This is a genomic window from Mesorhizobium sp. M0437, from assembly GCF_040321335.1.
Lineage (GTDB): Bacteria > Pseudomonadota > Alphaproteobacteria > Rhizobiales > Rhizobiaceae > Mesorhizobium.
Genome location: NZ_JAMYRK010000017.1, coordinates 85777 through 110424, shown reverse-complemented (window position 1 = coordinate 110424; position 24648 = coordinate 85777). Strand labels below are relative to the sequence as shown.

Genomic DNA, 24648 nt, shown 5'->3' with positions numbered 1-24648 from the left:
AGGCGACCCGCTACCTCAACATGGATCATCTGCGCGAGCACAAGAAGGAGAGCCTGAGGGCCCTGGCCGCCTGAGCACCGTCATGTGTCCGCCGCTCCGCTAAACACGGGGGCTGCGCGGCGGACACGCCGCCGTCACCGCGATGCCACGCCATTTTGCAGAACTTGACGCACACAACTTGAGAACGGCTTCGCGTCAGCGCCAAGGGGTCGGATTCACGGTTGCTGCAGCGTACCGCCGGGAATTACGAGGGTACCCTGGCCTGGCCTTGAGTATCTGAAGCCTATGAAGAACAAAGCAACGATGATCAAACAAATGACGATGACCGCGACGACGCTGCCAGGATGGTGTCCGGTATCTGGCGGTTGGACCATTGCCTTCCCATATGGCTATCGCCGCGGACCTTCTTCATCTTCCAACCGAGCATGACGACTGTCAATGGGTACGGGAGTTGCGCCCGCCATCCAATCAGCTGCGAAGCGTTGAAGGGCGGCGATCCACCGCGGCTTAGTCAGGCCGGAAACAGGAATGCAGCAGCGGGATCGAAAAAAACCTGCCGGCTGCAGGGCCACACATCCTGCGATTGCATGGCGGCGGAGGTCGGCCTGATGTCAACCTCCTGTCCAGCGGCGATGCGCGCGACGATCCGCCGGCGCTCGCCGTAAAATGCGATGTCGACGATCTCGACATTCAGTTCCGCGCTCGCCGGGCTCCGCTCCATGCTAAAGGCTTCGGGCCGGATCATCAGCCTGGTCTTCTGGCCTTTGCCGAACGTGCCGTTGGCCCTGACTCCGGATATGACCGAACCGTCTGTCATGCGGATCGTTGTCGTGCCGTTGGTGGTGCCGAGATGTTCGGCGGCGAGGAAATTCGAATTGCCGATGAAGCCGGCGACGAAATCGGTCGCCGGCCTGAGATAGAGATCCTCGCCGGTGCCGGTCTGCTCGATGCGGCCATCCTTGAACAGGGCGATTCGGTCCGACAGATGCAGCGCCTCTTCCTGATCGTGGGTGACGTAGAGAATGGTGACGCCGGTCTGGCGATGGATGCGGCGGATTTCGCCCTGGATTTCCTCGCGCAGCTTCTTGTCGAGCGCCGACAATGGCTCGTCCATCAAAAGGATCGGAGGATCGTAGGCCAGCGCCCGCGCCAGCGCGACCCGCTGCTGCTGGCCGCCCGACAGCGCACCGGGTAAGCGTCCGGCAAAGCTTTCGAGCCGCACCAGGGCCAGCATGTCGGCGACCTTTTTCTTCACCTCGGCGTCCGGCCGGCGGCGAACCCGCAGCGGAAAAGCGACGTTTTCGGCCACCGTCAGATGCGGAAACAGCGTGTAGCGCTGGAAGACCATGCCGATGTTGCGCTTGTGCGGGGGCACCGCAAGCAGCGACTTTCCTTCCAGCAAGACATCGCCGGAAGTCGGGTCCTGAAAGCCGGCGATCGCGTAGAGCGTCGTCGATTTTCCCGAACCGGAGGGCCCGAGGAAGGTCAGGAACTCGCCCCTGGGAATGTCCAGCGTGACGTCGTGCACGGCGACGATCGCCCCGAACGCCTTGCGCAGATTGCAGATGGAGAGGAAAGGGTGGGTCATGTCCGGAACTTTCGCTGCAGCAGCGCCGTCATCACCATCAGGGCAAGCGTCAGCCCGACCAGCAGGCTGGAGGCAGCGGCGATCACCGGACTGAGGTCCGACCGCAGACTGCCCCAGATCTTGACGGGCAAGGTTTGCAAGCTCGGGCTGGCCATGAAGATCGCCACCACGACTTCGTCCCACGACGCGAGGAAGGAAAAGATCGCGGCGGAGAAGATGCCGATCCGGATTGACGGCAAGGTGATCCTGAGCCTGGCCTCGAGCGGGCTTGCCCCGCAGACGATTGCCGCGTCCTCGATCGACTTGTCGAACCCTTCGAGCGCGGTGGCGATCGGAATGATGGCGAAGGGCAGCGCCAGCACGGTGTGGGCGATGACGAAGCCGATGGTGGTGCCGCCGAGGCCAAGGCGAAGGAAGAAGGCGTAGATGGCGATGGCGAAGACAACGACGGGCAGCACCATCGGCGTCAGCAGCAGGCCGCGCAGGATCTCACGTCCGGCAAACCTTCCGCGAACCAGGGCAAAGGAGGCGAGCAGGCCGATCGCTACTGCCAGGATCGCCGTCATGGTGGCGATCCGAGCGCTGGTCAGCGCGGCGTCGAGCCAGGCCGGATCGGCAAAAAGCTCCTGGTACCATTTGAGCGTCCAGCCGGGCGGCGGAAAAGCCAGCCAGCGCGACGAGCCGAAGGAGAGCAGGACAATGAAGACCACCGGCAACAGAAGAAAGCCAGCGACCAGCGCGGTGAAGCCGAGCAGGGCAACCCGTAGCCAACCTATGCGGTCATAGTCGAGCAGCATCTCAGATGCCTCCGCTCATGCGCCTGGCACCGACAAGGCGGAGTTGCAGCGCGTAGAGAACCATGGTGACGACAAGCAGGATGAAGGCAGCGGCGCTGCCGAGCCCCCAGTTGAGCAGCGACTGGACCATCTGCGCGATCATTTCGGCAAGCATCATGTTCGACGTGCCGCCGAGCAGTGCCGGCGTTACGAAGTAGCCGAGCGACATGACGAAGACCATCAGGCCGCCGGCCGCGACACCGGGCAGCGACAGCGGCACGAGGATGCGGCGGAACGCCTGGAAAGGGCTTGCGCCGCACAGCGACGCCGCACGCAGCGTCATCGGATCGATCGCCCGTAACGTGCCGACCAGCGGCAGAATCATGAAGGGCAGCATGATATAGACCATGCCGATAGTGACGCCGGTGAGATTGTTGATGAGCGGCAGCGGCTGGTCGATGACGCCGATGGTCATCAGCGTCCGGTTGATCACGCCGGTACGCTGCAGGAGCACCATCCAGGCATAGGTGCGGGTGAGCAGGTTCGTCCACATCGACAGAATGATGATGCCGAAGATGATCGAGGCCAGTCCCGAAGGCATGATCGCCAGCATCCAGGCGACCGGAAAGGCGACAAGGACCGTGACGATGGTGACCAACGCCGCGACCAAGAATGTGTTGAAGAACACCCGCGCATAGGTGCCGTCACCAAGCAGGGCAGCATAGTTCTGCAAGCCTGGCTCGGGCTCCGTGACACTGCGCAAAAGCAGCGCCAGCACGGGGACGACGAAGAACAGCATAATCAGAATCAGGGCCGGCAGCAGGCCATTGAGACCTGCCGGCACCCGCACCGTTCCAAAGTTCCGGCGTGTTTCGACCGACATGACAGCGACCCGGCTACGGGACGAGACGGCGCGAACCGTCTCGTCCATTGCGGTTCAGGGGCGGGCTTATTTCGCCTGCCAGGCATACCAGCGCGCGGCGATGGTGTCGCGATTGGCGGCCCAGTAGTTCATGTCGAGATTGATCTGTCCGTCGACATGAGCGTCCGGCAGCGATTTCACGGCATCGGCCGGCATCTCTGCCTTGGCCTTGGTGTTGATCGGCGCATAGCCGCTGGCTTCGGCAAATTTGGCCTGGCCGGCGGGGCTGCTCGCCGCGGCGAGGAATTTCATCGCCGTATCCTTGTTCTTGGCACCCTTCGGTACCACCAGAACGTCGGCTGCGGTCAGGTTCTGGTTCCAGGAGACGCCGACATCGGCGCCTTCCTTGTCCAGTGCGAAGACGCGGCCGTTCCACAGCTGGCCGAACGTTGCTTCGCCGGATGCGATCAATTGCTGCGACTCCGCCCCGCCGCCCCACCAGACGATGTCCGACTTGATGGTGTCGAGTTTCTTGAAGGCGCGATCGAGATCCAGCGGATAGAGCTTGTCCGCCGGAACACCATCGGCCAGCAGCGCGATCTCGATGACACCGGGCGCCGACCATTTGTAGAAGGTCCGCTTGCCCGGGAACTTCGTCAGGTCGAACATGTCGGCCCAGCCGGCCGGTTCACCCGAAACGGCGCCCTTGTTCCAGGCGAGCACGAAGGAATAGTAGAAACTGCCGACGGCATGATCGGTGGTGAAGCGCGGATCGAGGTCGGCCTTCGGCACGGCCTTGAAGTCGATCGGCTCGAGCAGACCGTCCTTGGCCGCCTTGATGGCGAAATCCATCTCGACGTCGACGACGTCCCAGTTGACACTGCCGCTGTCGACCATCGCCTTCAGCTTGCCGTAGTCGGTCGGGCCGTCCTGCATGACCTTGATGCCGGATGCAGCGGTGAACGGCTCGGCCCAGGATTTGGTCTGCGCTTCCTGGGTCGTCCCGCCCCAGCTGGTGAAGACCATGTCCTCGGCCTTTGCGGCCGTCGTTGCCAGAACTGTCGTTGCAATAAATCCGGCAAGGAAGCCGGTGATGATCAGTTTCATGTCGTTCTCCTCTGTTGTTTTCGTTGGTGTCTGTTCGCGATCGGTCGTTTTCGCCTTGATCGCGCATCTCCGGCCAGCGGCGGCTACCGCATGACAAAAGGATCGGGAATTGGGTCGTCGGAGGTGCGTATCCACACCGATTTCGAACGCGTGTAGTCGCGGATCGCATCGAGGCCGCCCTCGCGGCCGAGCCCGGATTGGCCGTAGCCGCCAAACGGAACCAGCGGCGAGACCGCCCGATAGGTGTTGATCCAGACCACGCCGGCATGGATGCCGCGCGCCATGCGGTGGGCTTTTGCCAGATTGGTGGTGAACACGCCGGACGCCAGGCCGAACTTCGTGTCGTTGGCGAGCGAAAGCGCTTCAGCTTCGCTGTCGAAGGCTAGCACACAGAGCACCGGGCCGAAGAGCTCTTCGCGCACGCAGGCAAGCGTCTGATCAGGCGCGTCGATAATCGTCGGCGCGTAATAGAAGCCGTCCGCCATGCCCGCGGGGCGGATGCCGCCGGTGACCAGTTGCCCGCCCGCGGCCAGGCTTTCAGCAATGATCTTCTCTATCCATTCGCGCTGGCGCGAGGTGGCGAGCGGTCCCATTTCGATCGCGGGATCCTGCGGATCGCCAATCCTGATCGCCTCGGCCTTGCGCTTGAGCCGGTCGAGGAATTCGTCCTTCACGGAGCGCTGGACCAGCAGCCGCGAGCCGGCGACGCAGCTCTGGCCGGTGGCAGCGAAGATGCCGGCAACGACCGCGTTGGCGGCGCTGTCCAGATCGGCATCGGCAAACACCACGACCGGGCTTTTGCCGCCGAGCTCGAGTGTCGTGAAGGCGAGGTTTTCCGCCGTATTCCTGACGATCTGCCGAGCGGTCGAGGGACCGCCGGTGAAGGCGACGCGGGCGACGAGCGGATGACTGGTCAGCCGGTGACCGCAATCGTGGCCGAAGCCGGTCAGGATGTTCACGGTCCCGGCGGGAAATCCCGCCTCATGGACGAGTTCAGCGAAGGCCAGCAACGGGGCAGGGCCGTCTTCCGATGCTTTCAGAACGATGGTGCAGCCGGCCGCCAGCGCCGGCCCGAGCTTGACGGCGGACAGGAAGAGCTGCGAGTTCCACGGCACAATGGCGGCTACGACGCCGATTGGCTCCGGCCGGATGGTCACTTCCATGTCGGCCTTGTCGATGGGAACAAACGAGCCCTCGTGCTTGTCGGCCAGCCCGCCATAATAGCGGTAATAGTTGCCGACATAGGCGATCTGGGCGCGGGTCTCGCGGATGATCTTGCCGGTATCGCGCGTCTCGAGTTCCGCCAGCCGGTCGGCATTGGCGACCACCAGATCGCCGAGCCGCACCAGAAGCTTGCCGCGTGCCGTTGCCGTCATTGCCGGCCACGTGCCGGAGCCAAGCGCCCGGTGTGCAGCTTCGACGGCGCGGTCGACGTCATCAGACGATGCAGCGGGCATCTTCGCCCATGGCGCGCCCGTCGAGGGATCGATGCTGTCGAAGGTCGCCGCCACTTCGACGAAGCTGCCGTCAATATAGTTCCTGAATTGAGTGGTGCTCATCGCAATCCGGCTTTCGGTTCGGAAAAGGCCGGCATCACCCTGTCGATGAAGAGCTGCAGCGATTTCTTCTTGCGCCGATGGGAAAGGCCGCTGTCGATCCAGATCGAATAGTGATCGTAGCCGAGCGCTTCGTAGGCCTTCAGCCTGGCGATCACCTCGTCGGCTTCGCCAATGACCAGGTTCTGCCTGATCTTGTCAGGCGCATATTGCGGCATGGCCGCGATCTCGTCTTCGGTCAGCGCTTCCATTATGCCCTGGTGCACCGGCTTCTTGTTCTGGAACCAGGCGCCGAACTGGCAGTAGAACTGCGACAGATCCTGCGCGAGCCGGTCAGCCTCCGCTGCATCCTCGGCGACGAAAGTATGCATCAGCAGCATAATCTCCGGCCTTGGTACGTCAGGGTGGGCATTGCACGCCGCGTTGAAACGCTCCATCAGGCTGGCCACTTCGCCATCGCCGGAGGCAAGCGGCGTCACCTGGACGTTGCATTTGCTGGAAACCGCAAAGTCGTGCGAGTTCGGATCGCGTGCGGCCACCCAGATCGGCGGATAAGGCTTTTGCAGCGGCTTGGGCGACGAGGTGGTTGAAGGAAACGACCAGAACTCGCCGGCGAGTTCGAAATCACCATCCCAAAGGCCCCGGATCGCCGGCACCATCTCGCGCATACGCTGCCCGGCGACCCAGGCCTCGAGGCCTGGGAAAAGTCGCTGGTATTCGTAAGCGTAGGCGCCGCGCGCAATGCCGATGTCGAGACGGCCGCCGGTGACGACGTCGGCCATCGCTGCTTCGCCGGCAAGCTTGATCGGGTGCCAGAACGGCGCGACGATGGTTCCTGTTCCGAGCCGGATGCGCCTGGTTTTGGCGGCGAGCCAGGCGATGTTGATGAACGGGTTCGGCGAGATGGTGAATTCCATCCCGTGATGCTCGCCGATCCAGGCAGTCTCGAACCCTGCCTCTTCGGCCTGGACAACCAGGTCCTCCAGCTCGCCGACAAGCTCGGAATGCGGCTTGGCCGGATCCGATCGCTCCATGTGGACGAAAAGCGAAAATTTCATCGGCTTCACCCGCGGCCGGAAAGAGAAATTTGAGAAGGCGAGGACTTGGCGAGCGGCCGGACTTCGCCTTCGACCTCGTTGCCGACATAGACGCCGAATGCATCTTCCGTGCGTTCGCGCGCATAGCGGGCAAGCATCGAACGCACCGCGGGATCGGCGATCTCCAGATCGGCGATCTGCTCGATGTCGACAAGCCGCATCTGGCGATCGTCGGAATAGGACCCCTCGGCCGTTCCGCGATAATAAACATGCGTGCGCCAGGGTTCGGCGGCATCGTCCCACACCGCGAAAAGGAAGCCGAGCTGGGCGTCTATGGCCCTGGCGGCAAGGCGCCCCTTGAGGCCGCGCGCATCGTTGGGCGTGCCCAGTCCGCGCCCCGCAGGCAATTCATGAAACCCGTCGGCCGTTGCGAAGAACAGCACACGGCCCTCGTTCTCGAGAATGGCGCCGACCTCCGTATTGGGGGGCGCCGCCGCCAGCGCCTCCTGGCTGAGGCCGGGCGTGACGTAGGTGCCTCTGCAATAACCGAGGGGCTGGGCTCCGTTGTGGCTGAAGTCGTGGACGCGGCCGATGAGGATCGAGTGATCGCCAGCATCGACCAGCTGCTCCATGCCGCAATCGAACACCGCAACGGAGCCGTCGATCAGCGGATTGCCGGTCCGGCCCGGCTGCCAGGCCACGGCCGCGAACTTGTCCGCTGCTTTGGAAGCGAAGATGCCGGAATGGGCCTTCTGGTCCTCCGACAGGATGTTGATGGCGAAACCTCTCGATGTCGAAAAAGCACTGTGCCCCAGGGCCCTCTTGGCGATGCAGACAAGCACCAGCGGCGGCTCGAGCGAGACCGAGGTGAAGGAGTTGGCGGTGAAGCCGCGCGGTTCGCCTTCCGCTCCGATCGTTGTGACGATGGTGACACCGGTCAGGAACGAGCCGAGCGCGCGCCGGAATTCGCCGCTGTCAAAGACTGCATCCGTCTCCGGCTTCACGCCAGCGTCTCCTGCCGTGTCGAGAAAATCCATGATGTGTTTGGTCACTTTTTCAGGTGAAGCCATTGCCATCATATGCCTTTCTCCATTGAGCACGAGGCATTGGCCGTGCGGCGCAAGCCTCGCCATCGCCGCCGACATGGCCGGGGTCGAATTGCTGTCCTGCGACCCGGTCATGAACAGGGCCGGCGCGGCAAGACCGGGGAGAGCATCAGCATGCTCGGCATCGGCATGGGCAAAGAGGCGATAGGTGCGCGCGTAGCCTTCGGGGTCGACCCTTTCAAGGGCGGCGCGCGCGGTAGAGGCCGCCCCGATAAGATTCGCCGGCAGCGGGTCGCCGAACCAGCGGGCAAGCGTAGCCGCAATGGCGGAAGGGTTGCCATGGGTGCCGAGCGCGGCCGCACGCTCGCGTACGGCCTGCGCCAAGGCCGCGGGGCGGCGGAATACCGCATTGAGACAGACGATGGAGCGAACGCGCGATGGGGTGCGAAGGGCGATCTCCAGAGCGACCAGCGCGCCCATCGAATGGCCAACGATCGACACCGACGCCACGCCGAGATGGTCGAGAAGGCGAACCGCCTGATCGGCGAAATCCGACAGGCTGGCTTCTTCCGGCGGCAGCGGTGAAACGCCGTGGCCGAGCATGTCGATGGCGATCAGGTCATGATGGTGTTTCATCGCCACGATCTGATCGTGCCAGATTGCGGCGTTCATGCCGACACCGTGAATGAGCAGAACCGGCGCGCCGGAGCCGGCGCGGATGAAGCCGGTGCCGTCCGGAGCCGTGTCCCGGACCCATGCGGTGGCAGCGACGTCAGCCATGCAGGTCTCCGACCTCCTTGAGGTCCTGATAGCGGTCGCCGATACGATGGTGCGGGCGGCCGCCAATCGAAGCGCCAAGCGCCACCACCAGCTCGTCGGGCGCGGGCGCGTCGCCGATCTGGAAATGTACGGTCAGATAGTGGGAGCGGCGGCCTTCGTCGTTCTTGTCCATCAGCGGGATCATGATCGGGGTGTTCGGCCCTCCGCGCAGATTGGTGAAGGCGAGATAGGTCTTGGCGCCGACCGCGCGACGGTAATGGTTGCCGAAATGCAGCGTATGGATCAGCGCCGATGCATGCTCGATCTCGCCCTCCGTGCCGCAGACCGCGGCCTTGCCGTAGCCCTCTATCGCCTCGCCGGAACCGGCAACCGCGATAATCTCGCGGGTCAGCAGTTCACCGAGGACGGGAGCAATGGCGCGGATCTCCGGCGACAGGTCGTCGGTGAAACCGCGGCCGGCCCAAGGATTTGTCAGCACAGCGGCGACACCGATCAGGCGCAGCGGTTTTGGGGCTTCCTTGCCGCCCTCGATTAGCGTGTTCTCGATGTAGGTGACGATCTTTCGAATGGCTGGTTTCATGAAAGTCCTCGGTCGCCGCGGCGCTGTGCAACGCCGAAATCTTTACATCATCTTATGGTATACCATAGTATGGAGCACCAGAAGCCTTGTCAATCGGCTATGGAATCTGTTTTGTGGCCGGATCGGGGTAGGGAGAGAAAATGTCAGGCGATACGCTGCGGATCGACCGCTCTGCCAAGACGCTGAGGACGCTGGCGCTGGAGCGCATGCGTGAGGCGATCATGGGCTTCCATTTCCAGCCTGGCGAAAGGCTGGTCGAGCGGCCGCTATGCGATCAGCTCGGGGTAAGCCGTTCCGTCGTGCGCGAGGTGCTGCGGCAGCTGGAGGCGGAAGGCCTGGTGCAGATGATACCGGGCCACGGACCCGCCGTGGCCAAGCCGGATCTCGGCCGCACCGACGAAATCTATGAATTGCGGGCGCTGCTCGAGGGCATCGCGGCGCGGGCTTGCGCCCTGACAGCCACGGACGCGCAGATCGCCTCGCTCGATGCCGCCTTGACGAACCTGCTTGAGGCGTGGGCGTCCGGTGCGCCTGTCGAGGTGATGCGGGCAACGACCAAGTTCTACGAAACGCTGTTCGAGGCGGCGGACAAGCGCATTGCCTGGGAAATCGTGACGGGGCTGAATGTCCGCATCAACCAGCTCCGCTCAATGACGATCGCGTCGGAGAACCGCCGCGAGCCGGCGATCGCCGAAATGACCGAAATCATGGATGCAATCCGCTCGCGCAAGCCGGACGAGGCGGAGGAGGCGGCGCGGCGGCATGTCGAATCCGCGTGGCAGATCGCCCGCAACACGCTTCGCCTTGGCTGACTGGTATGCCGCCGGCGGTCCATCGTTCCACGGCAGGCATCTAACTGGTGCGTACAGTGACATGTGTGACATGCCAATTTGCTTTCAGTTGCGGCGGCAAAATCGTATATCGGGTCAGTTAGGTGTGCATCTTTCGAACGGACTGAGACAGAAAAGTAGTAAAATGAACATGTTACGCCACAAAGTTGCCGTGGCGCCGATGATGGATTGGACGGACCGGCACTGCCGGTTCTTCCATCGCCAGCTGACGCGCGAGGCGCTGCTCTATACCGAGATGGTGGTGGCCGATGCGGTCATCCACGGCGCACGCGAGCGGCTGCTTGGCTTCGACGACAGCGAACATCCGTTGGCGCTGCAACTCGGCGGCGCCGATCCGGGAAAGCTGGCCGAGGCGGCGCGCATCGGCGAAGCCTTCGGCTATGATGAAATCAACCTCAATGTCGGCTGCCCGTCCGACCGCGTCCAGTCGGGCACCTTCGGCGCGTGCCTGATGAAGACGCCCGTGCTCGTCGCGGATTGCGTCGCGGCAATGAAGGCGGCGGTGAAAATACCGGTCACCGTCAAGTGCCGTATCGGCGTCGATGAGCAGGATCCGGAACCGGCACTCGATGCGTTGGCCGATGGTGTTTTCGCGGCCGGCGCCGACGCGCTGTGGGTGCACGCCCGCAAGGCCTGGCTGGAAGGACTGAGCCCAAAGGAAAATCGCGACATCCCGCCGCTCGACTATGGCCGCGTCTATCGGCTGAAAGCCAGAAAACAAAACAAATTCATCGGCATCAATGGCGGTATTCAATCTCTCGCAGAGGCGCTGACGCATCTCGACCATGTCGATGGCGCCATGCTCGGCCGCGCCGCCTATCACACGCCAGGGATACTCACCGGCATCGATGCCGCGTTTTACGGCAGCACAGCTGAGTCGTTCGATTTTGTCGCACTGATCGATGCCATGGCGGATTACGCGTCACGCCATATCGAGCAGGGCGGACGCCTCGGGCATGTCACCCGGCACATGGTCGGGCTGTTTCACGGCCTGCCCGGTGCACGCCGCTATCGGCAGATCCTGTCCACCGATGCGACAAGGCCGGGTGCCGGACCGCAGGTGCTCAAGGCGGCTTTTGCAGAGGTCGATTTCGGCCGGACCGCAGAGGCGGCCTGAGGAAAAACTCAATCCCGCAAAATCATGCGATCGCCACGTACGTCGAAGCCCGATAGCGAGCCGATGAAATTCATGCCGAGCAGGCTCTGGCCGAGCGTGCCGGGTGCGGCGATCATGATGGGCATGTCCTTGCGCACGATGCCGCCGATCGACAGTTCGTCGGTTCGCACCGCCGCCGCGCGTGTCATGCCGTTGGCGGTAGAGATTGGTATGGTGAAGCGGAGAGCCGCCGAATTGAACCCGACCGCCAGCGCGTCCTCGGCGGTCAGAACGGTGCTGGTCGCGCCGGTATCGACAACCGTCAGGATCGGCGTGCCGTTGATCGTGACGCGCGCTTCGAAATGGCCGCTGCCGGCCTTGTCCAGGGTGACGGTGGCATGGCCTTCTTCCACGCCCAGCGCCAGCGGACTGCCGGGAACAAGGCCGGCGGTGACGCGGCTGGCGAAATCCTGCAACTCATAGCGGTACTGATAGCCGGCGATCAGCGCCAGCACGATTGCGCCCCAGGCGCCGAGGCTGCGGGCCATGGTGCCTAACGGCCTGCCCGATCTGAGCAGGCCGGCGCCGACGAGCGCCGCTAAAGCGCCAAGCCAGATCAGCTGGCTGAAATCGTAATTCTCAATGCCGAATGTACTGCCGACGGAATCGTTGAGCATGAGCAGGAGTACACCTGCCCCGATCGCGACGATCAGAATCCACAGCAGTCGGTTCATCTCTGCGGCCGGTTCACGAGAGGGCGTCGCGTTCGCGTGCCATGCGGCTGCGACGGGTTTCCCGGCGGGGGCGTCGCTCGACCGTTTCCAGCCTTGCCGGCAGCTCGGCCATGACGCTGCGGCGGGTTTGCGGGGTCATGTCGATCCAGGCGGCGATTTCCGCGCGCGTGCGCCCGCAACCGAAACAGAAGCCGGTTTTCATATCGATCGAGCAGACCAGGATGCACGGGGATTCAATGGCCGTCATAAGGATTTCCTTGGCTAGCCTCCACATGGTGCAACGACAAAGTCAATGCAAGCCCTCCGGGAAACGCCGCCAATGGGTGCTTTTCGCGTCAATACCTCGAAGTTGCACCAGGCCTGGAGCTTGTGCCGGCCTGAGCTTGTGCCGGCTGGCCAAGGCGGCTATGCCGCTCACCAATTCACACGGACGATTGCCATTGACATGACCAGCGCGCTGCCTTTCGACGATTTTCGCGACCTCCTGGTGAGCCTGCCGCCGGGAGATATGGCGGCCAAGGCCCGCGTGCGCCAGTTGTTTGCCAAGGCAGACAAGCCCGAAGGCTCGCTTGGTCGCATCGAGGATATCGCCGCCTGGCTCGCCGGCTGGAGCGGCCGCGCGCCGCCGGCGGTGACGCGGCCATTGGTGGCGATCTTTGCCGGCAATCATGGCGTCACCCGCCACGGCATTTCGCCGCGCCCCGCTGCCGCCACGGCAAATGCAGTCGAGCTCTGCGCCGCCGGCGGTGCAGCAATCAACCAGATCTGCATCGCCAACGATCTCGGCTTGAAGGTGTTCGATCTGGCTCTGCACATCCCGACAACCGACATTACCGAGGATGCGGCACTGGACGAGCGCGGTTGTGCCGCTACCATGGCCTTCGGCATGGAAGCGATTGCCGGCGGCACCGACCTGCTTTGCCTTGGCGACCTCGGCGTCGGCAATTCGACTGTCGCCGCGGCCCTTTGCACGGCACTGTTCGGCGGCACCGGCGCCGACTGGATCGGCCCTGGATCAGGGGCAGACGCGGCGATGCAGAGGCGCAAGGCGGAGGTGGTCGATGCCGCGGTCGCGTTTCACGGCGCGAGCCTCAAGGACCCGCTGGAAGCGCTGCGCCGGGTCGGCGGGCGGGAATTCGCCGCGATCTGCGGCGCCATTCTGGCGGCGCGGATGCAGAAGATCCCGGTGCTGCTCGATGGGTTTGCGGTGACTGCCGCCGCTGGTGTCCTACATGCCGCCAACCCCGCCGCGCTCGATCATTGTCTCCTCGCAAGCCTGTCGCCGGAGCCTGGTCACGCCAAGGCCGCCGAGCGCCTCGGCCTTCGCCCGCTGCTCGATCTGGGCGTCAGTCAAGGCGAGGCGGTAGGGGCGGCTCTTGCCGCCGGCCTGGTCAAGGCGGCCGCGCTGACCAGCTCCGGCATGGCAGCGGCGGTCCGCGGTTAAGCATTCAGCGCCGGCGCGAGGCAACCGCCTTGGTCGGCAGCGCCGGCAGTTCCTCCATCACCCGGCTCAGCGGGAAGATGGCGATCGCCTCGGTGCCTTCGCGCAGCCTGGAATGGAGCTGGAATTCGCCGCCATGCATGGCCAGCAAGCCTTGCACGATCGGCAGGCCAAGCCCGGTGCCCTGTTCGGCGCTCTTGATGGCGATCGAGCCCTGGCCGAAGGCCGAAAGCACGATCGGAATCTCGTCTTCCGGTATGCCCGGCCCATTGTCCTTGACGGAGAGATATTGCCCGCCGCCCGCCGTCCAGCCGACGCGCACACGGATTTCGCCGCCGGTGGCGGTGAACTTTATGGCATTGGACAACAGGTTGAGCGCAATCTGCCGCACCGCGCGTGGGTCGGCGTACAAGCGCGGCAAGGCGTTTTCGAAATCCTGGACGATGCGGATGTCCTTGTTGCGCGCCTTCAGCTCCATCATGTGGCAGCAATCCTCGACGACGGAGAGCAGCATCATCGGCTCCTCGTTGAGCTGGTAGCGGCCCGCTTCGATGCGCGACAAATCGAGGATTTCGTTGATCAGGTCGAGCAGATGCTGTCCGGAGTCGTGCACGTCACGGGCATAGTCGCGATAGGTCGGGTTGCTCATCGGGCCGAGCACCTCGTTGGCCATCACTTCGGAAAAGCCGAGAATGGCGTTGAGCGGTGTGCGCAGTTCGTGGCTCATCGAGGCCAGGAAACGCGATTTCGCCAGATTGGCGTCTTCCGCCCGCCGCCGTGCCTCGTCCGACATCGATTTCGCCGTCTCCAGTTCGGCGATCAGCGCATCCTTTTCGGAGCGGAACGACAGCAGCATCAGCGAGGAACGGTTGAGCTGGCGCGCTACATAGGCGAAGAAAGGCAACGAGGAGATCAGCAAGCCTGCCATGATCGCTTCGACCGGCATCCATAATTTCGCACTGGCATAAGCATAGATGGCGACCGGGAGGGCGAAGGTCGCCAACAGCGCACCGCGCAGGGACGAGGCCAGGATCGCGGTTGCCGACATGGCGAGCAGCAGCACCACCGCCTTGGCGACCTGGAACTGATCCATTTGGCAAGCTTCGCAGCCGAGCCATGCGAACCAGGCCCAGCCAAGCCCGCACAGAAAATGGCCGATCAGGAAATCCCTATGCGTTTCCAGCGGGTTGAGCTCGGACGCTTGAGTGACGCGTCTGGCCATGAATGCAACGATGGTATAGCAGATGAATGTGAACAGCGCCCAGACGCCGATCTCCTTGCCGATGCCCGCGAACAAGCCTGCCGCGGCCGTTGCCAGGATGAGCAGCGGAATGACGATCACGCCGCCGGTCATCGAAAGCGCGTGGAGCTTCAACAGCTCGCGGTCGAAGTCGGGATTTCCGGCTTGCTGCGAAAGACGGTCGCGCGTCTTGCGCACCGCGCGCGCGACATCGCTGTTGCGATGGCGTTTCCTGCGGTCCACAATAAACTTGTCTGCCATGGTCGAGCGTTGCAGGGGCATGAAGTCTTCAATTTACGCGGGCAGCAATTTCAAATCGTTAAGCTACGTTCGAATGATTAACCAACGGTTTGCCATATGAGCCGTTCGTGGTCGCAATGGCCTCGCCAGCGATACTATGCGCCACGTCCGCGAAGCCTGTGGCGCCGACTAATGGACTATGGGCTGACACTCATCGTGCTCGGCCTGGCGATCCTCCTGGCGGCGCGCCTCGACCGGATCGAGACGCGCAAGACGGAGGGCGCGGCCACCGTCAATGACGGCGATAGCATCACGCTCGGCGGCGAGCGCATCCGCATGCGTGGCATCGACGCGCCGGAATATTCGCAAATCTGCCGCAAGGACGGTGCCGACTATCCTTGCGGCAAGCTCGCGCGGCAGTCCCTGGTGCGGTTGATCGCCGGCAAAGCCGTCTCCTGCAGCGGCTGGCAGCGCGACCGCTACGGCAGGCTGCTCGGCGACTGCAAGGCCGGCGGCAAGGATCTCAACCGCGCGCAGGTCGAGGCCGGCTGGGCGGTCGCCTTTGGCGATTTCGAGACCGAGGAAGCTGCTGCGCGCGCGGGCAAAGCCGGCATCTGGGCCGGAACTTTCGACGAGCCGAAGAACTGGCGCGAGAGCCACGGCCATGAGCTGGTTGAAAGAAAGCACGGTACCTTGGCGTCGATCGGCGACGCCTTGCGCGAAATTTTTCGCTTCTGGTGAGCTGTGCCTATAGTTCGTCGAGACGGACGAGGAGGATAGAGATGAAGCTGTTCGACGGCGGGCGCGCGCCCAATCCACGCCGGGTTCGGATTTTTCTGGCCGAAAAGGGACTTCAGGTTCCGCTGGTGCCCGTCGACATGGGCGCGCTGGAGCACAAAGAGCAGCCGGTCAGCTCGCGCAATCCGCTGAAGCGTCTGCCGGTGCTCGAGCTCGACGACGGCACAGTCATCACCGAATCCGTCGCAATCTGTCGTTACTTCGAGGAACTGCACCCCGAGCCGGCTTTGTTCGGGCGTGGCGCGCTCGGCAAGGCGATCGTCGAGATGTGGCAAAGACGTGTGGAGTTCAATCTGTTCGGCTGCGTCGCCGCGGCGTTCCGGCACATCCACCCCGCAATGAGGGAATGGGAGATCCCGCAAATCCCCGAATGGGGCGAGGCCAACAAGCCGAAGGCGATCGAATTCCTGAGATTTCTGGACACTGAGCTCGCCGGCAGGGAATTCGTCGCCGGCGATGCCTATTCGATCGCCGACATCACCGGGCTGGTCGCCATCGACTTCATGAAGCCGGCTCGCATCAAGGTACCCGAAGAGTGCACGAACGTGCTGCGCTGGCATCGGGAAATCTCCAGCCGGCCGAGTGCCGCCGCCTGACAACGAGTTCCGAATGAGCGAAGAGCTGGAAGCCTTGGCGGCGAGGGTACGCGCCTGCCGCACCTGCGTCGATAACCCGGCCGGCAGGCCGTTGCCGCACCAGCCGCGTCCGGTGCTCAGGCCATCGTCGAGTGCGCGTATCCTGATCGCCAGCCAGGCGCCGGGTACCAAGGTTCACATTACAGGGATGCCGTTCACCGACGCCTCCGGCGACCGGCTGCGAAGCTGGCTGGGCGTCGGCAGCGAGGAATTTTACGACACGGACAAATTCGCCATCGTGCCGATGGGCTTTTGCTTTCCCGGTCAGGACGCCGGGGGCGCCGACCTGCCGCCGCGCCGCGAATGTGCGCCGGCCTGGCGCACATCGCTGATGGCGCTGATGCCGCAAGTCGATATGGTGCTGACGATCGGCATCTACGCGCAAAGCTGGCATATGGGCGCAGCGCGCCGTCCCTCGCTGACGGAAACGGTCATGGATTGGCGTGCCATCTGGGCGGCGGCAACCGACCCGAAAGTCCTGCCGCTGCCGCACCCGTCCTGGCGCAACACCGGCTGGCTGAAGCGCAATCCATGGTTTGAAATGGATTTGCTGCCCTTTCTGAGATCGGAAATCCGCTATCGCCTCGGCTAGGCATTCAGCAAGAAATCACTCGCTTTCGCACTATGCGGCAGAATTTCTTTCTTGTAATAGGCTCGAGCAAGAGGGATTATGGTAATCCATTCCTCGAAGCGCGTCGCGCATGAGGGGACGCGCGTTAAATTCTTGTTTTTATGCATGTCGTTGTGCCAAGGCCGCTGCGCACTTGGACGACTTGCATCAGGGGAGCACCCAATGGACCGCCTTGATAGAAAAATTCTCCGCCTCCTACAGGAGGATGCGACGCTTGCAGTCGCCGACGTCGCCAAGAAGGTCGGCCTGTCGACGACGCCGTGCTGGCGGCGCATCCAGAAGCTCGAGGAAGAGGGCGTCATCAAGCGGCGCGTCGCCATCCTCGACCATGAAAAGGTCAATGTGCGGGTAACGGTGTTCGTCTCGATCCGCACCAATTCGCACAGCCATGAATGGCTGCGGCGCTTTTCGGAGGTCATCCAGGAATTCCCGGAAGTGGTCGAATTCTATCGCATGAGCGGCGACGTCGACTATCTCTTGCGCGTCGTGGTGCCCGATATCGCCGCCTACGACGCCTTCTACAAGCGGCTGATCGCCAAGATCGAGATCCGCGACGTGTCGTCTTCCTTCGCCATGGAGCAGATCAAATACACGACCGAGATGCCGCTGGATTACATGATGCTCGACAAGGAGTCCGGCGCCAACGCCGCCTGAAGCCCTATCGATTTGTGAGGTCGGGCGCAACCGGATCTAGAGCCACCCAGCCTGCTGCAGAGACGACGGTTGACGGAGCAAACTCTAATATTCGGTTTTCGCAACGACGGCACCGACAGTGTTCGTTTGATAGTCGAGCCGTGGGCGGAAGAATTTGACATCCCAAGAGAATCTGCAGCTGAAATATCGATATTTTTCACGAGGCCAGGCAGGATAGACAGCCAGCATACTCAGGGCACGTTTGTGATATGGCTTTGGGAGGGGTGCCGCGCGATGGTATCCATCGATGGAACGGATTGCACGAACTCCATGCTTATCCCAGTTCCGTCCATTCCTTGAGTTAGCCCCGTTTAGTTCTTCTTTTTGTTGAGGAAACTCCAGGGCGAGTTGACCGGCAGCGTGATCGTGTCCGGCACGGCGTCGACGTTAACCACCTCGGCCTTGCGCACGGTGTAGCCCGACTGGATGACACTGACGCCGTCGAGGATGAAAAGCTGGCTCTTCTCCATGCCCGGCCGTAATGCGCCGGTCACCGAAACCGGCTGGTAGGCCTCGGACATCCTGTAAGGCTGTGCAGGCGTGACGAGGACGATCTGGTTGGGCGGCGGCGTCGGCATGTGGCTGCAGGCTCCCGTCCACGGCACCAGCAGGAATTGGTAGACGAGATCACCATCGCGGTCGACCGGCAGCGCATAGCCTGCGAGTTGCACGGTCTTGTCCTGCAAGTCGAGTGAGAGCGTCTCGCCACGATCCGGCATTTTGGCCGCGATCATCGGCAGTCCGACGCCTTCGGCGGCTGCCTGGGTAGCCGGGCGCAGATCCTTCCAGAAAATGTGCGTGGTCCCAGTGGAAGCGCTTGCCGCGATCGCGGACGCCAACAAGGCAGTTGCCATGATCGTGCCTGATTTAAAACGGTTGCTCATCGCTGCTCCGCCGTTGAGCCTTGATCTGCGGACATCAAGTAAAGCTGCCGCTGCCTCACAGGTCAACGCTCAAGCCGCATCACATGCCGGCGTGAGCCGGTCATGCCGATCTCGCGAAAGCCGCGGGCGACGAACATGTCGCGAAAACCCATGAAGCTGTAGCTCGGCGAAGCCTGGTCGACGGGATAGGCTTCGATCGTCCTGGCGCCTTTGGCAAAGGCGTGATCGATGACCGCGTCGAGCAATGCGCTTGCCAGCCCGCCGCCGCGCAACGCTCTCGGCACAAAGAAGCAGACGATCGACCAGATGCCCATCTCGCTATCGTCCTGCTGCCGTGACAGCTTGCGGTAGGTCTCGCGCGGCGCAATCGAGCACCAGCCGACGGTCCGGCCATCGATCTGGGCGACAATGCCGACCGGCGTGCCGGCATCGATCAGCGTCATCATCGCGCGTTTCTTCTCGTCGTTCTCGACAAGCTCGCGGCGGTCGAGATTGCGCCAAGCCATACACCAGCAGTATTTCGGCCCGCCGGGTTGCTCGAACAGGTTTTCGAAATCGGCGCGCGTCGATTGCTTCACCTCCGTGAAGCGCACTTCGCTCAGGTCAAGCTTTTCTGGCGGCGAGCCGCTCGAGCGTCTTGGCATCGGAAAGTTCCTTCACGGCGTCCTTGCCGATCCAGCGTGCGGTCCTGTCTGTCGAGGCCGCCAGTTTTAGCGCCACGGCAAGGGCAGGGCCGTGCAAATTCATCGATCGCTTGCCGATCGAACGAAGCGCCCAGTTCACGGCCTTCTTCACAAAATTGCGGGCGTCGGTCGCATGCGCTTCGATGATCGGCAGAAATTCGAGGAAGGTCGTCTCGGGTTCCTTCTTTCGGTGGACCACCGACCAGGCCATCATCGCAAAAGCCGTGCGTCGAACGAATTCCCGTTCGTCGACCGCGAATTCGGCGATCAATTCCCTCCAGCAATCCGTATCGACAAAGAGATCGGAGACCCCGTCGACAATATCCCAGGAATCGAAAGTCGCCGCCCATCGTCTTGCATCCGCGGCGGAGAACCGCTCCGGATCGGCTGTCACGGAAGCGATGAACTGCGCCTCCATGATGCCTGTCTGCCAAAGCTCGAAGGCACGCTCATGGTTGCGCTTGATTTTCTTGGCAATATGCCGCTGCACGCCATGCGAGATACCGAGCGCACGTTCGATCTTGATGCCGTAGCGCAGCATGCCAAGCCGATTTTCCTCTGAGGCGATCGAGCGCAGATGAGCGACGATTTCATCGGCGCTGGATTGAGGCGAAAGCTCGGCCACGGTGAAATCCTATTTCTCCAGCCGCGCCAGCAGCGAGGACGTGTCCCAGCGCTTGCCGCCCATCGCCTGCACGTCCTTGTAGAACTGGTCGACAAGTGCCGTCACCGGCAGTTTGGCGCCGTTGCGGTCGGCCTCGGCGAGGCAGATGCCAAGATCCTTGCGCATCCAGTCGACGGCGAAGCCGAAATCATATTTGCCGGCATTCATCGTCTTGTGGCGGTTCTCCATCTGCCAGGAACCGGCGGCGCCCTTGGAGATAACCTCGATTACCTTTTCGATGTCGAGCCCGGCCTGCTTGCCGAAGTGGATACCTTCGGCCAGTCCCTGAACGAGGCCGGCGATGCAGATCTGGTTGATCATCTTGGTGAGCTGGCCAGCCCCTGCCGGTCCCATCAACCCGACCATGCGGGCATAAGCATCTATGACTGGCTTGGCCCTGTCGAAGGCGTCAGGCTCGCCGCCGACCATCACGGTCAGCATGCCGTTCTCGGCGCCTGCCTGACCGCCGGAGACCGGGGCGTCGAGGAACGCAAACCCGAGCGCTTGCGCGTGCTGCGCCAGTTCGCGCGCGACCTCGGCCGATGCCGTTGTGTTGTCGATGAAGATCGCGCCTTTCTTCATGGAATTGAAGGCGCCCTCGGCACCGGTCGTCACCGAGCGCAGATCGTCGTCATTGCCGACGCAGGAAAAGACGAAGTCCTTGCCCTCCGCCGCCTCCGCTGGCGTCGCAGCGAAGCTGCCGCCGTGCTGGGCAACCCACTGCTCGGCCTTGGCGCTGGTACGATTGTAGACGGTGACATCGTAACCGCCCTTGTTCTTGAGATGTCCGGCCATCGGATAACCCATGACGCCAAGACCAAGAAATGCCACCGAAGCCATGTTTTCGAATCCCCTAGAAGCCTGCTTTGCGGTCTTCTTACCGGATCAGGCAAGGCGATGGGAGTCAGCGGTGCAGGTGGATGGTGATGCGCCGTTCGATCCATTCGACCGCGTGACGCAGGATCTCGACAATGATCAGATAGATGATCGCCGCCCATATAAAGGACTGGAAGTCGAAAGTGCGCGCATAGGTGAGCTTCGTGATGCCCATCAGATCATAGACGGTGATGATGGCGACGATCGCCGAGCCCTTGATCATCAGGATGATCTCGTTGCCATACGGGCGGAGCGCCACGATCAGCGCCTGCGGCAGGATAATTTTCCGTAGGATTTGCACTTTGTGCAGGCCGAGCGAGGCGGCACCTTCCCATTGACCCCTCGGTACGCTCTCGATCGCGCCACGCAAAATCTCGGCCTGGTACGCGGCCGTATTCAGCGAAAAGGCGAAGATCGCGCAGTTGAACGCCTCGCGGAAGAAACCCCACAGGCCGACCATCTCGAGTTCCGGCCGGAAGGAGCCCAATCCGTAGTAGACCAGGAAGGTCTGCGCCAACAGCGGCGTGCCGCGAAAAAAATAGACATAGGCATAGGCAAACCCCGAGAGGATCGGGTTCTTCGACATACGTGCATAGGCGATCGGCACCGACAGGATCGCGCCAAGCACAATCGAGATGGCAACCAGCAACAGGGTGATGCCGAGGCCGGATATGTAGCCGGGTGCATATTTCTGGAAGAACTCCGGGTTCCACGCAGCGACCAGGTAGACGACCATGCCGATGCCGAGAGCGATCCACAGGCCGACCAGGACATGGCCGAGGATGCGTTGGCGCGACCAGCCGCGTGCGGGCGGCGGCGGCCGGTCGACCTTCAGCGTGTCGGTGGCCAGGCTCATCTTTTGACCTCGCTGCTGCCGACCGCTCGTTCGATCGCATTGATGCCGAAGGAGGAGACGATCGCCAGCAGGAGATAGATCAGGCCGGCAAAACCGTAAAACAGGAAGGCATGCTTGGTGACGCGAGCGGCAACCCCGCTCTGCCGGAGGATCTCGTTGAGCCCGACGGCCGAGACGAGCGCGGTGTCCTTGAGCAGGATAAGCCAGAGATTGGCAAGTCCGGGCAACGCGATGCGGATCAACTGCGGCAACACGATCAGCCGCATCGTCTGGCCGCTGGACAGGCCAACCGAATAGCCTCCCTCATATTGCCCTTTTGGAATGGCGCGGAAGGCGGATAAAAACACCTCGCTGGAATAAGAGGAGAAAATGAAGCACAGCGCGATCATGCCGGCGACGAAGCTGTTGACGTCGGCGGAGGTGCCAGGGCTCACCAGCCGGACAATGTACTGCAGGATCAATGGGATGCCGAAGAAGATGAGAAATAGGGTGAGCAGCTCGGGTATTCCGCGAAAAATCGTGGTGTAGATGTTCCCGGCCAGTCTCAGCGACGGCTCTTCCGATTGTTTGGCCAGCGCCACGAAAAAGCCGAGCGTCAGCCCGAAGGGCAGAGTGGCCAGCGCAAGACATACCGTGACAAATACACCCGCGGCGATGTCGTCGAGCCAGCCTTCGGGTCCCCAACTGAGAAGCGTCAGTGCGCTCTGCATCCGCCTGCCTGTTCTCCTTGAGGCTCTTCGAGACCCGTACCGCATCACCCCTCGTGCGCGGCGTCCTTATAAGAACGGCGGGAATCTCCCGCCGTTCACGTCCTCCTATGTCGGTCGATCAGGACTCGCCGCCATAAACGTCATATTTGAAGTATTTGTCGTTGATTTCCTTGTACTTTCCGTTTGCGCGGATGGCGTCGATCGCCGCATTGAACTGGTTGACCAGATCGGTCTCGCCCTTGCGCACGGCAATGCCGGCGCCCGGACCGTGGATTTCGATAACCGGCTTGATTGTGCCGACCAGCTTGCAGCAGGCGCCGTCCGGCGAATCCAGCCATTGCTGCAGCACGACGACGTCGTCGTTGGCGGCATCGAGCCGGCCATTGGCCAGATCGAGCTGGTATTCCTGTGCGGTCGGGTACGGCTTGACGGTGCTGTCGGTATAAGTCTTGGTCGAATAGTTGAAATGCGTGGTGGACGCCTGCACGCCGATCGTCTTGCCGGCCAAATCTTCCTTGGTGACACCCTTGATGTCGGTGTCCTTGGGCGCGGCGATCGCCGGCGGCGTATTGTAATATTTGTGGGTGAAGTCGACCTTCTCGGCGCGTTCCGGCGTGATCGACATCGACGCGACGATGGCGTCGAACTTGCCTGCCTGAAGGGCTGGAATGATGCCGTCCCAGTCCTGCGCGACGAAGGTGCACTTCACCTTCATCTCGTCGCAAAGCGCCTTGGCGATGTCGATATCGAAGCCCACGAGTTGGCCGTCGGCGGTGAGGTTGTTGAATGGCGGATACGCTCCCTCGGTGCCGATCCTCAAGGTTTTTTCCTGCGCCTGGGCAACGCCAAGCGTCAGCAGCGCAGCCGAAGCGGCGAGCGCGATACGCAGTGCAATACGCATAATGGTCCTCTCTGTTGGTCCCGGCCGTCGTTCCCGAACGGCTCTGTGGGCGGTGCTTTTGACCGCCCGCTGGCGCGATACTCCCATTCTTTCCCAAGAAAAAGCAACTGCAAAACCGTCGCTTGAGGGAAGGTCATGTTCAGAAAACGGTGACGCTGGGTCAAACGCCTGAATGGAGAGAAAGTGGCCGGAAGCCCCCTGCGGCCGCGATCTCAGCGCGTCAGGCCGGTGGCGCGCTCGATGAAGTCAGCTATCGAATTCGTGTCGTCGAGATCGAAGGCCGGCAGGTCTTCGCCGACAATGTGGAAGTCGGACGCGATGGCGACAATGTGTGGATCGCCTGCCGAGAGCGGTGTCCGGTCCTTGGCCTCGAGCCGTCGCGTCTCGATTTTCTTGTGCGCCTCGCGCTTGTAACCCTCGACCAGCACGATATCGGAGGGTGCCAGCCGTGACAGGATCGCGTCCAGCGTCGGCTCGTCCTCGCCGCGCAATTCGTGCATCAGCGCCCAGCGCCTGCCCGACACGACCGCGACCTCCACTGCTCCCGCCTGCCGGTGGCGAAAGCTGTCCGCTCCGGGTTTGTCGATGTCGAAATCATGATGGGCGTGTTTTACCGTCGACACTTTCCAGCCGCGCCGGACGAACTCGGCCACCAGCTTTTCGGTCAATGTCGTCTTGCCGGAGTTCTTCCAGCCGGTGATGCCGAAGACACGTCTTTTCATGGCTCGATGCTCCGCAACAGATGCGCGGCCTGGGCAAGGTCGTCGGGGGTGTTGATGTTGAAGAACGGATCGATCTCGGCCCCGCCGGATTTCAGGATGGGAAATTCTACCTCGACAAAACCGTGCCGGTCGATGAACGCCGCAACGCGCCGGTTGTCTTCCTCGACGAGAAATTGTCGCAAGGCCTGATCTAACCCTGGCGGCCAGAGTGCAAAGGTCGGATGCCGTTTGCCGCCGGAACAGGAGACCGCGATAGAGCCCGGGCGCGCATAGGCTGCCGCGAGCAGCCGCTCGACCATATCCTTGGGCAGGAAAGGCGTATCGCCGGCAGCCGTGACCAGCGCCTGACAAGTCGTGTCGGAAGCCCATTCGAGGCCGGTCAGTATCCCGGCAAGCGGCCCGGCATAACCTTTGACGGTGTCGGCAAGCACCGGAAGCCCCGTCGCGGCAAACCGTGTCGGATCGCCATTGGCGTTTAGCGCAAGCGGACCGACCTGCGGGCCAAGGCGCGAAACGACACGGTCGAGCAGGGTACCGTCGCCAAGCGCAAGCAGCGTCTTGTCGCCGCCGCCCATCCGGCTCGACCGGCCGCCGGCCAGAATGATCCCTGCGATATGTCGGCCCATCGTTTGCTGCCCAGACCCAAAATCCAGTTTTCAAA

The 24648-nt window shown here is 62.6% G+C and carries 26 protein-coding genes and 1 pseudogene; 7 read left to right on the top strand and 20 right to left on the bottom strand.

The window, feature by feature from the left end:
- Positions 1-511: 511 nt before the first annotated feature.
- The 8 genes from NKI72_RS13720 to NKI72_RS13685 all read right to left on the bottom strand — a co-directional run bounded on the left by NKI72_RS13720 (position 512) and on the right by NKI72_RS13685 (position 9332).
- Positions 512-1588 carry an ABC transporter ATP-binding protein gene (locus tag NKI72_RS13720; protein WP_352774142.1) on the bottom strand — a complete coding sequence of 359 codons (1077 nt, stop codon included), beginning with the start codon at positions 1586-1588 and terminating at the stop codon, positions 512-514.
- Entirely contained in the window at positions 1585-2385 is an 801-nt protein-coding gene (locus NKI72_RS13715) for an ABC transporter permease (protein WP_352774140.1), read from the bottom strand. Before NKI72_RS13715 ends, NKI72_RS13720 begins: the two co-directional genes overlap by 4 nt.
- A gap of 1 nt (position 2386) precedes the next feature.
- On the bottom strand, positions 2387-3247 hold the full coding sequence (locus NKI72_RS13710) for an ABC transporter permease (protein WP_502899676.1): 861 nt from the start codon (positions 3245-3247) through the stop codon (positions 2387-2389).
- Between the two features lie 66 nt (positions 3248-3313).
- Positions 3314-4333 (bottom strand): ABC transporter substrate-binding protein, encoded by a 1020-nt coding sequence (locus NKI72_RS13705; RefSeq protein WP_352471913.1) that lies wholly within the window; start codon positions 4331-4333, stop codon positions 3314-3316.
- 83 nt (positions 4334-4416) lie between these two features.
- A complete protein-coding gene (locus NKI72_RS13700) occupies positions 4417-5892 on the bottom strand; it encodes an aldehyde dehydrogenase (protein ID WP_352834897.1) in 1476 nt (491 codons plus the stop codon).
- Complete coding sequence (locus tag NKI72_RS13695; protein ID WP_352834899.1) at positions 5889-6947, bottom strand: LLM class flavin-dependent oxidoreductase; 1059 nt, start codon at positions 6945-6947, stop codon at positions 5889-5891. The genes NKI72_RS13700 and NKI72_RS13695 overlap by 4 nt, the downstream gene beginning before the upstream one ends.
- A gap of 5 nt (positions 6948-6952) precedes the next feature.
- Entirely contained in the window at positions 6953-8752 is a 1800-nt protein-coding gene (locus NKI72_RS13690) for an alpha/beta fold hydrolase (protein WP_352774134.1), read from the bottom strand.
- A complete protein-coding gene (locus NKI72_RS13685; protein WP_352766565.1) occupies positions 8745-9332 on the bottom strand; it encodes an amino acid synthesis family protein in 588 nt (195 codons plus the stop codon). The genes NKI72_RS13690 and NKI72_RS13685 overlap by 8 nt, the downstream gene beginning before the upstream one ends.
- Before the next feature lie 140 nt (positions 9333-9472).
- On the opposite strand from NKI72_RS13685, the gene NKI72_RS13680 reads away from it, so the two are divergent.
- Entirely contained in the window at positions 9473-10144 is a 672-nt protein-coding gene (locus NKI72_RS13680; RefSeq protein ID WP_023674997.1) for a GntR family transcriptional regulator, read from the top strand.
- A 163-nt stretch (positions 10145-10307) separates the two neighbouring features.
- Positions 10308-11300 carry a tRNA dihydrouridine(20/20a) synthase DusA gene (gene dusA, locus NKI72_RS13675; protein ID WP_352471908.1) on the top strand — a complete coding sequence of 331 codons (993 nt, stop codon included), beginning with the start codon at positions 10308-10310 and terminating at the stop codon, positions 11298-11300.
- Between the two features lie 8 nt (positions 11301-11308).
- Here the strand turns inward: dusA and NKI72_RS13670 are convergent, their stop codons facing one another.
- Together NKI72_RS13670 and NKI72_RS13665 are read right to left on the bottom strand one after the other, a co-directional pair.
- Positions 11309-12013: a TIGR02281 family clan AA aspartic protease gene (locus tag NKI72_RS13670; protein ID WP_352834903.1), complete on the bottom strand. Its 705-nt coding sequence runs from the start codon at positions 12011-12013 to the stop codon at positions 11309-11311.
- A gap of 13 nt (positions 12014-12026) precedes the next feature.
- Positions 12027-12260, bottom strand: coding sequence for a DUF1289 domain-containing protein (locus NKI72_RS13665; RefSeq protein ID WP_352471906.1), 234 nt, complete (start codon positions 12258-12260; stop codon positions 12027-12029).
- A gap of 198 nt (positions 12261-12458) precedes the next feature.
- Here NKI72_RS13665 and NKI72_RS13660 point away from each other — a divergent pair, with 198 nt between their 5' ends.
- Entirely contained in the window at positions 12459-13457 is a 999-nt protein-coding gene (locus NKI72_RS13660) for a nicotinate-nucleotide--dimethylbenzimidazole phosphoribosyltransferase (RefSeq protein WP_352834958.1), read from the top strand.
- A 4-nt stretch (positions 13458-13461) separates the two neighbouring features.
- Here NKI72_RS13660 and NKI72_RS13655 read toward each other — a convergent pair whose 3' ends face one another.
- Complete coding sequence (locus NKI72_RS13655; protein WP_352850217.1) at positions 13462-14976, bottom strand: sensor histidine kinase; 1515 nt, start codon at positions 14974-14976, stop codon at positions 13462-13464.
- Between the two features lie 75 nt (positions 14977-15051).
- On the opposite strand from NKI72_RS13655, the gene NKI72_RS13650 reads away from it, so the two are divergent.
- From NKI72_RS13650 to NKI72_RS13635, 4 genes and pseudogenes are all read left to right on the top strand, one after another.
- Entirely contained in the window at positions 15052-15675 is a 624-nt protein-coding gene (locus NKI72_RS13650) for a thermonuclease family protein (protein WP_352834905.1), read from the top strand.
- A gap of 41 nt (positions 15676-15716) precedes the next feature.
- Positions 15717-16328: a glutathione S-transferase gene (locus NKI72_RS13645; protein WP_352540524.1), complete on the top strand. Its 612-nt coding sequence runs from the start codon at positions 15717-15719 to the stop codon at positions 16326-16328.
- 13 nt (positions 16329-16341) lie between these two features.
- Positions 16342-16959: pseudogene (locus tag NKI72_RS13640) on the top strand (uracil-DNA glycosylase family protein); the annotation flags it as partial.
- Between the two features lie 201 nt (positions 16960-17160).
- Entirely contained in the window at positions 17161-17652 is a 492-nt protein-coding gene (locus tag NKI72_RS13635) for an Lrp/AsnC family transcriptional regulator (protein ID WP_023675006.1), read from the top strand.
- 350 nt (positions 17653-18002) lie between these two features.
- Here NKI72_RS13635 and NKI72_RS13630 read toward each other — a convergent pair whose 3' ends face one another.
- The 9 genes from NKI72_RS13630 to mobA form a co-directional block, all read right to left on the bottom strand.
- Positions 18003-18575 (bottom strand): DUF3299 domain-containing protein, encoded by a 573-nt coding sequence (locus tag NKI72_RS13630; RefSeq protein ID WP_352834908.1) that lies wholly within the window; start codon positions 18573-18575, stop codon positions 18003-18005.
- A 62-nt stretch (positions 18576-18637) separates the two neighbouring features.
- Positions 18638-19219, bottom strand: coding sequence for a GNAT family N-acetyltransferase (locus NKI72_RS13625; RefSeq protein WP_352834911.1), 582 nt, complete (start codon positions 19217-19219; stop codon positions 18638-18640).
- On the bottom strand, positions 19179-19883 hold the full coding sequence (locus NKI72_RS13620) for a DNA alkylation repair protein (protein ID WP_352502420.1): 705 nt from the start codon (positions 19881-19883) through the stop codon (positions 19179-19181). The genes NKI72_RS13625 and NKI72_RS13620 overlap by 41 nt, the downstream gene beginning before the upstream one ends.
- A gap of 9 nt (positions 19884-19892) precedes the next feature.
- Complete coding sequence (locus NKI72_RS13615; protein WP_352834913.1) at positions 19893-20762, bottom strand: NAD(P)-dependent oxidoreductase; 870 nt, start codon at positions 20760-20762, stop codon at positions 19893-19895.
- Between the two features lie 64 nt (positions 20763-20826).
- Positions 20827-21654 (bottom strand): ABC transporter permease, encoded by an 828-nt coding sequence (locus NKI72_RS13610; RefSeq protein ID WP_352471897.1) that lies wholly within the window; start codon positions 21652-21654, stop codon positions 20827-20829.
- Positions 21651-22364 (bottom strand): ABC transporter permease, encoded by a 714-nt coding sequence (locus NKI72_RS13605; protein WP_352471895.1) that lies wholly within the window; start codon positions 22362-22364, stop codon positions 21651-21653. The genes NKI72_RS13610 and NKI72_RS13605 overlap by 4 nt, the downstream gene beginning before the upstream one ends.
- Before the next feature lie 118 nt (positions 22365-22482).
- Positions 22483-23265 (bottom strand): ABC transporter substrate-binding protein, encoded by a 783-nt coding sequence (locus tag NKI72_RS13600; RefSeq protein ID WP_352471894.1) that lies wholly within the window; start codon positions 23263-23265, stop codon positions 22483-22485.
- 212 nt (positions 23266-23477) lie between these two features.
- Positions 23478-23987, bottom strand: coding sequence for a molybdopterin-guanine dinucleotide biosynthesis protein B (gene mobB, locus NKI72_RS13595; protein WP_352471893.1), 510 nt, complete (start codon positions 23985-23987; stop codon positions 23478-23480).
- A complete protein-coding gene (gene mobA / locus NKI72_RS13590; protein ID WP_352834916.1) occupies positions 23984-24613 on the bottom strand; it encodes a molybdenum cofactor guanylyltransferase MobA in 630 nt (209 codons plus the stop codon). The genes mobB and mobA overlap by 4 nt, the downstream gene beginning before the upstream one ends.
- Between the last annotated feature and the right edge of the window lie 35 nt (positions 24614-24648).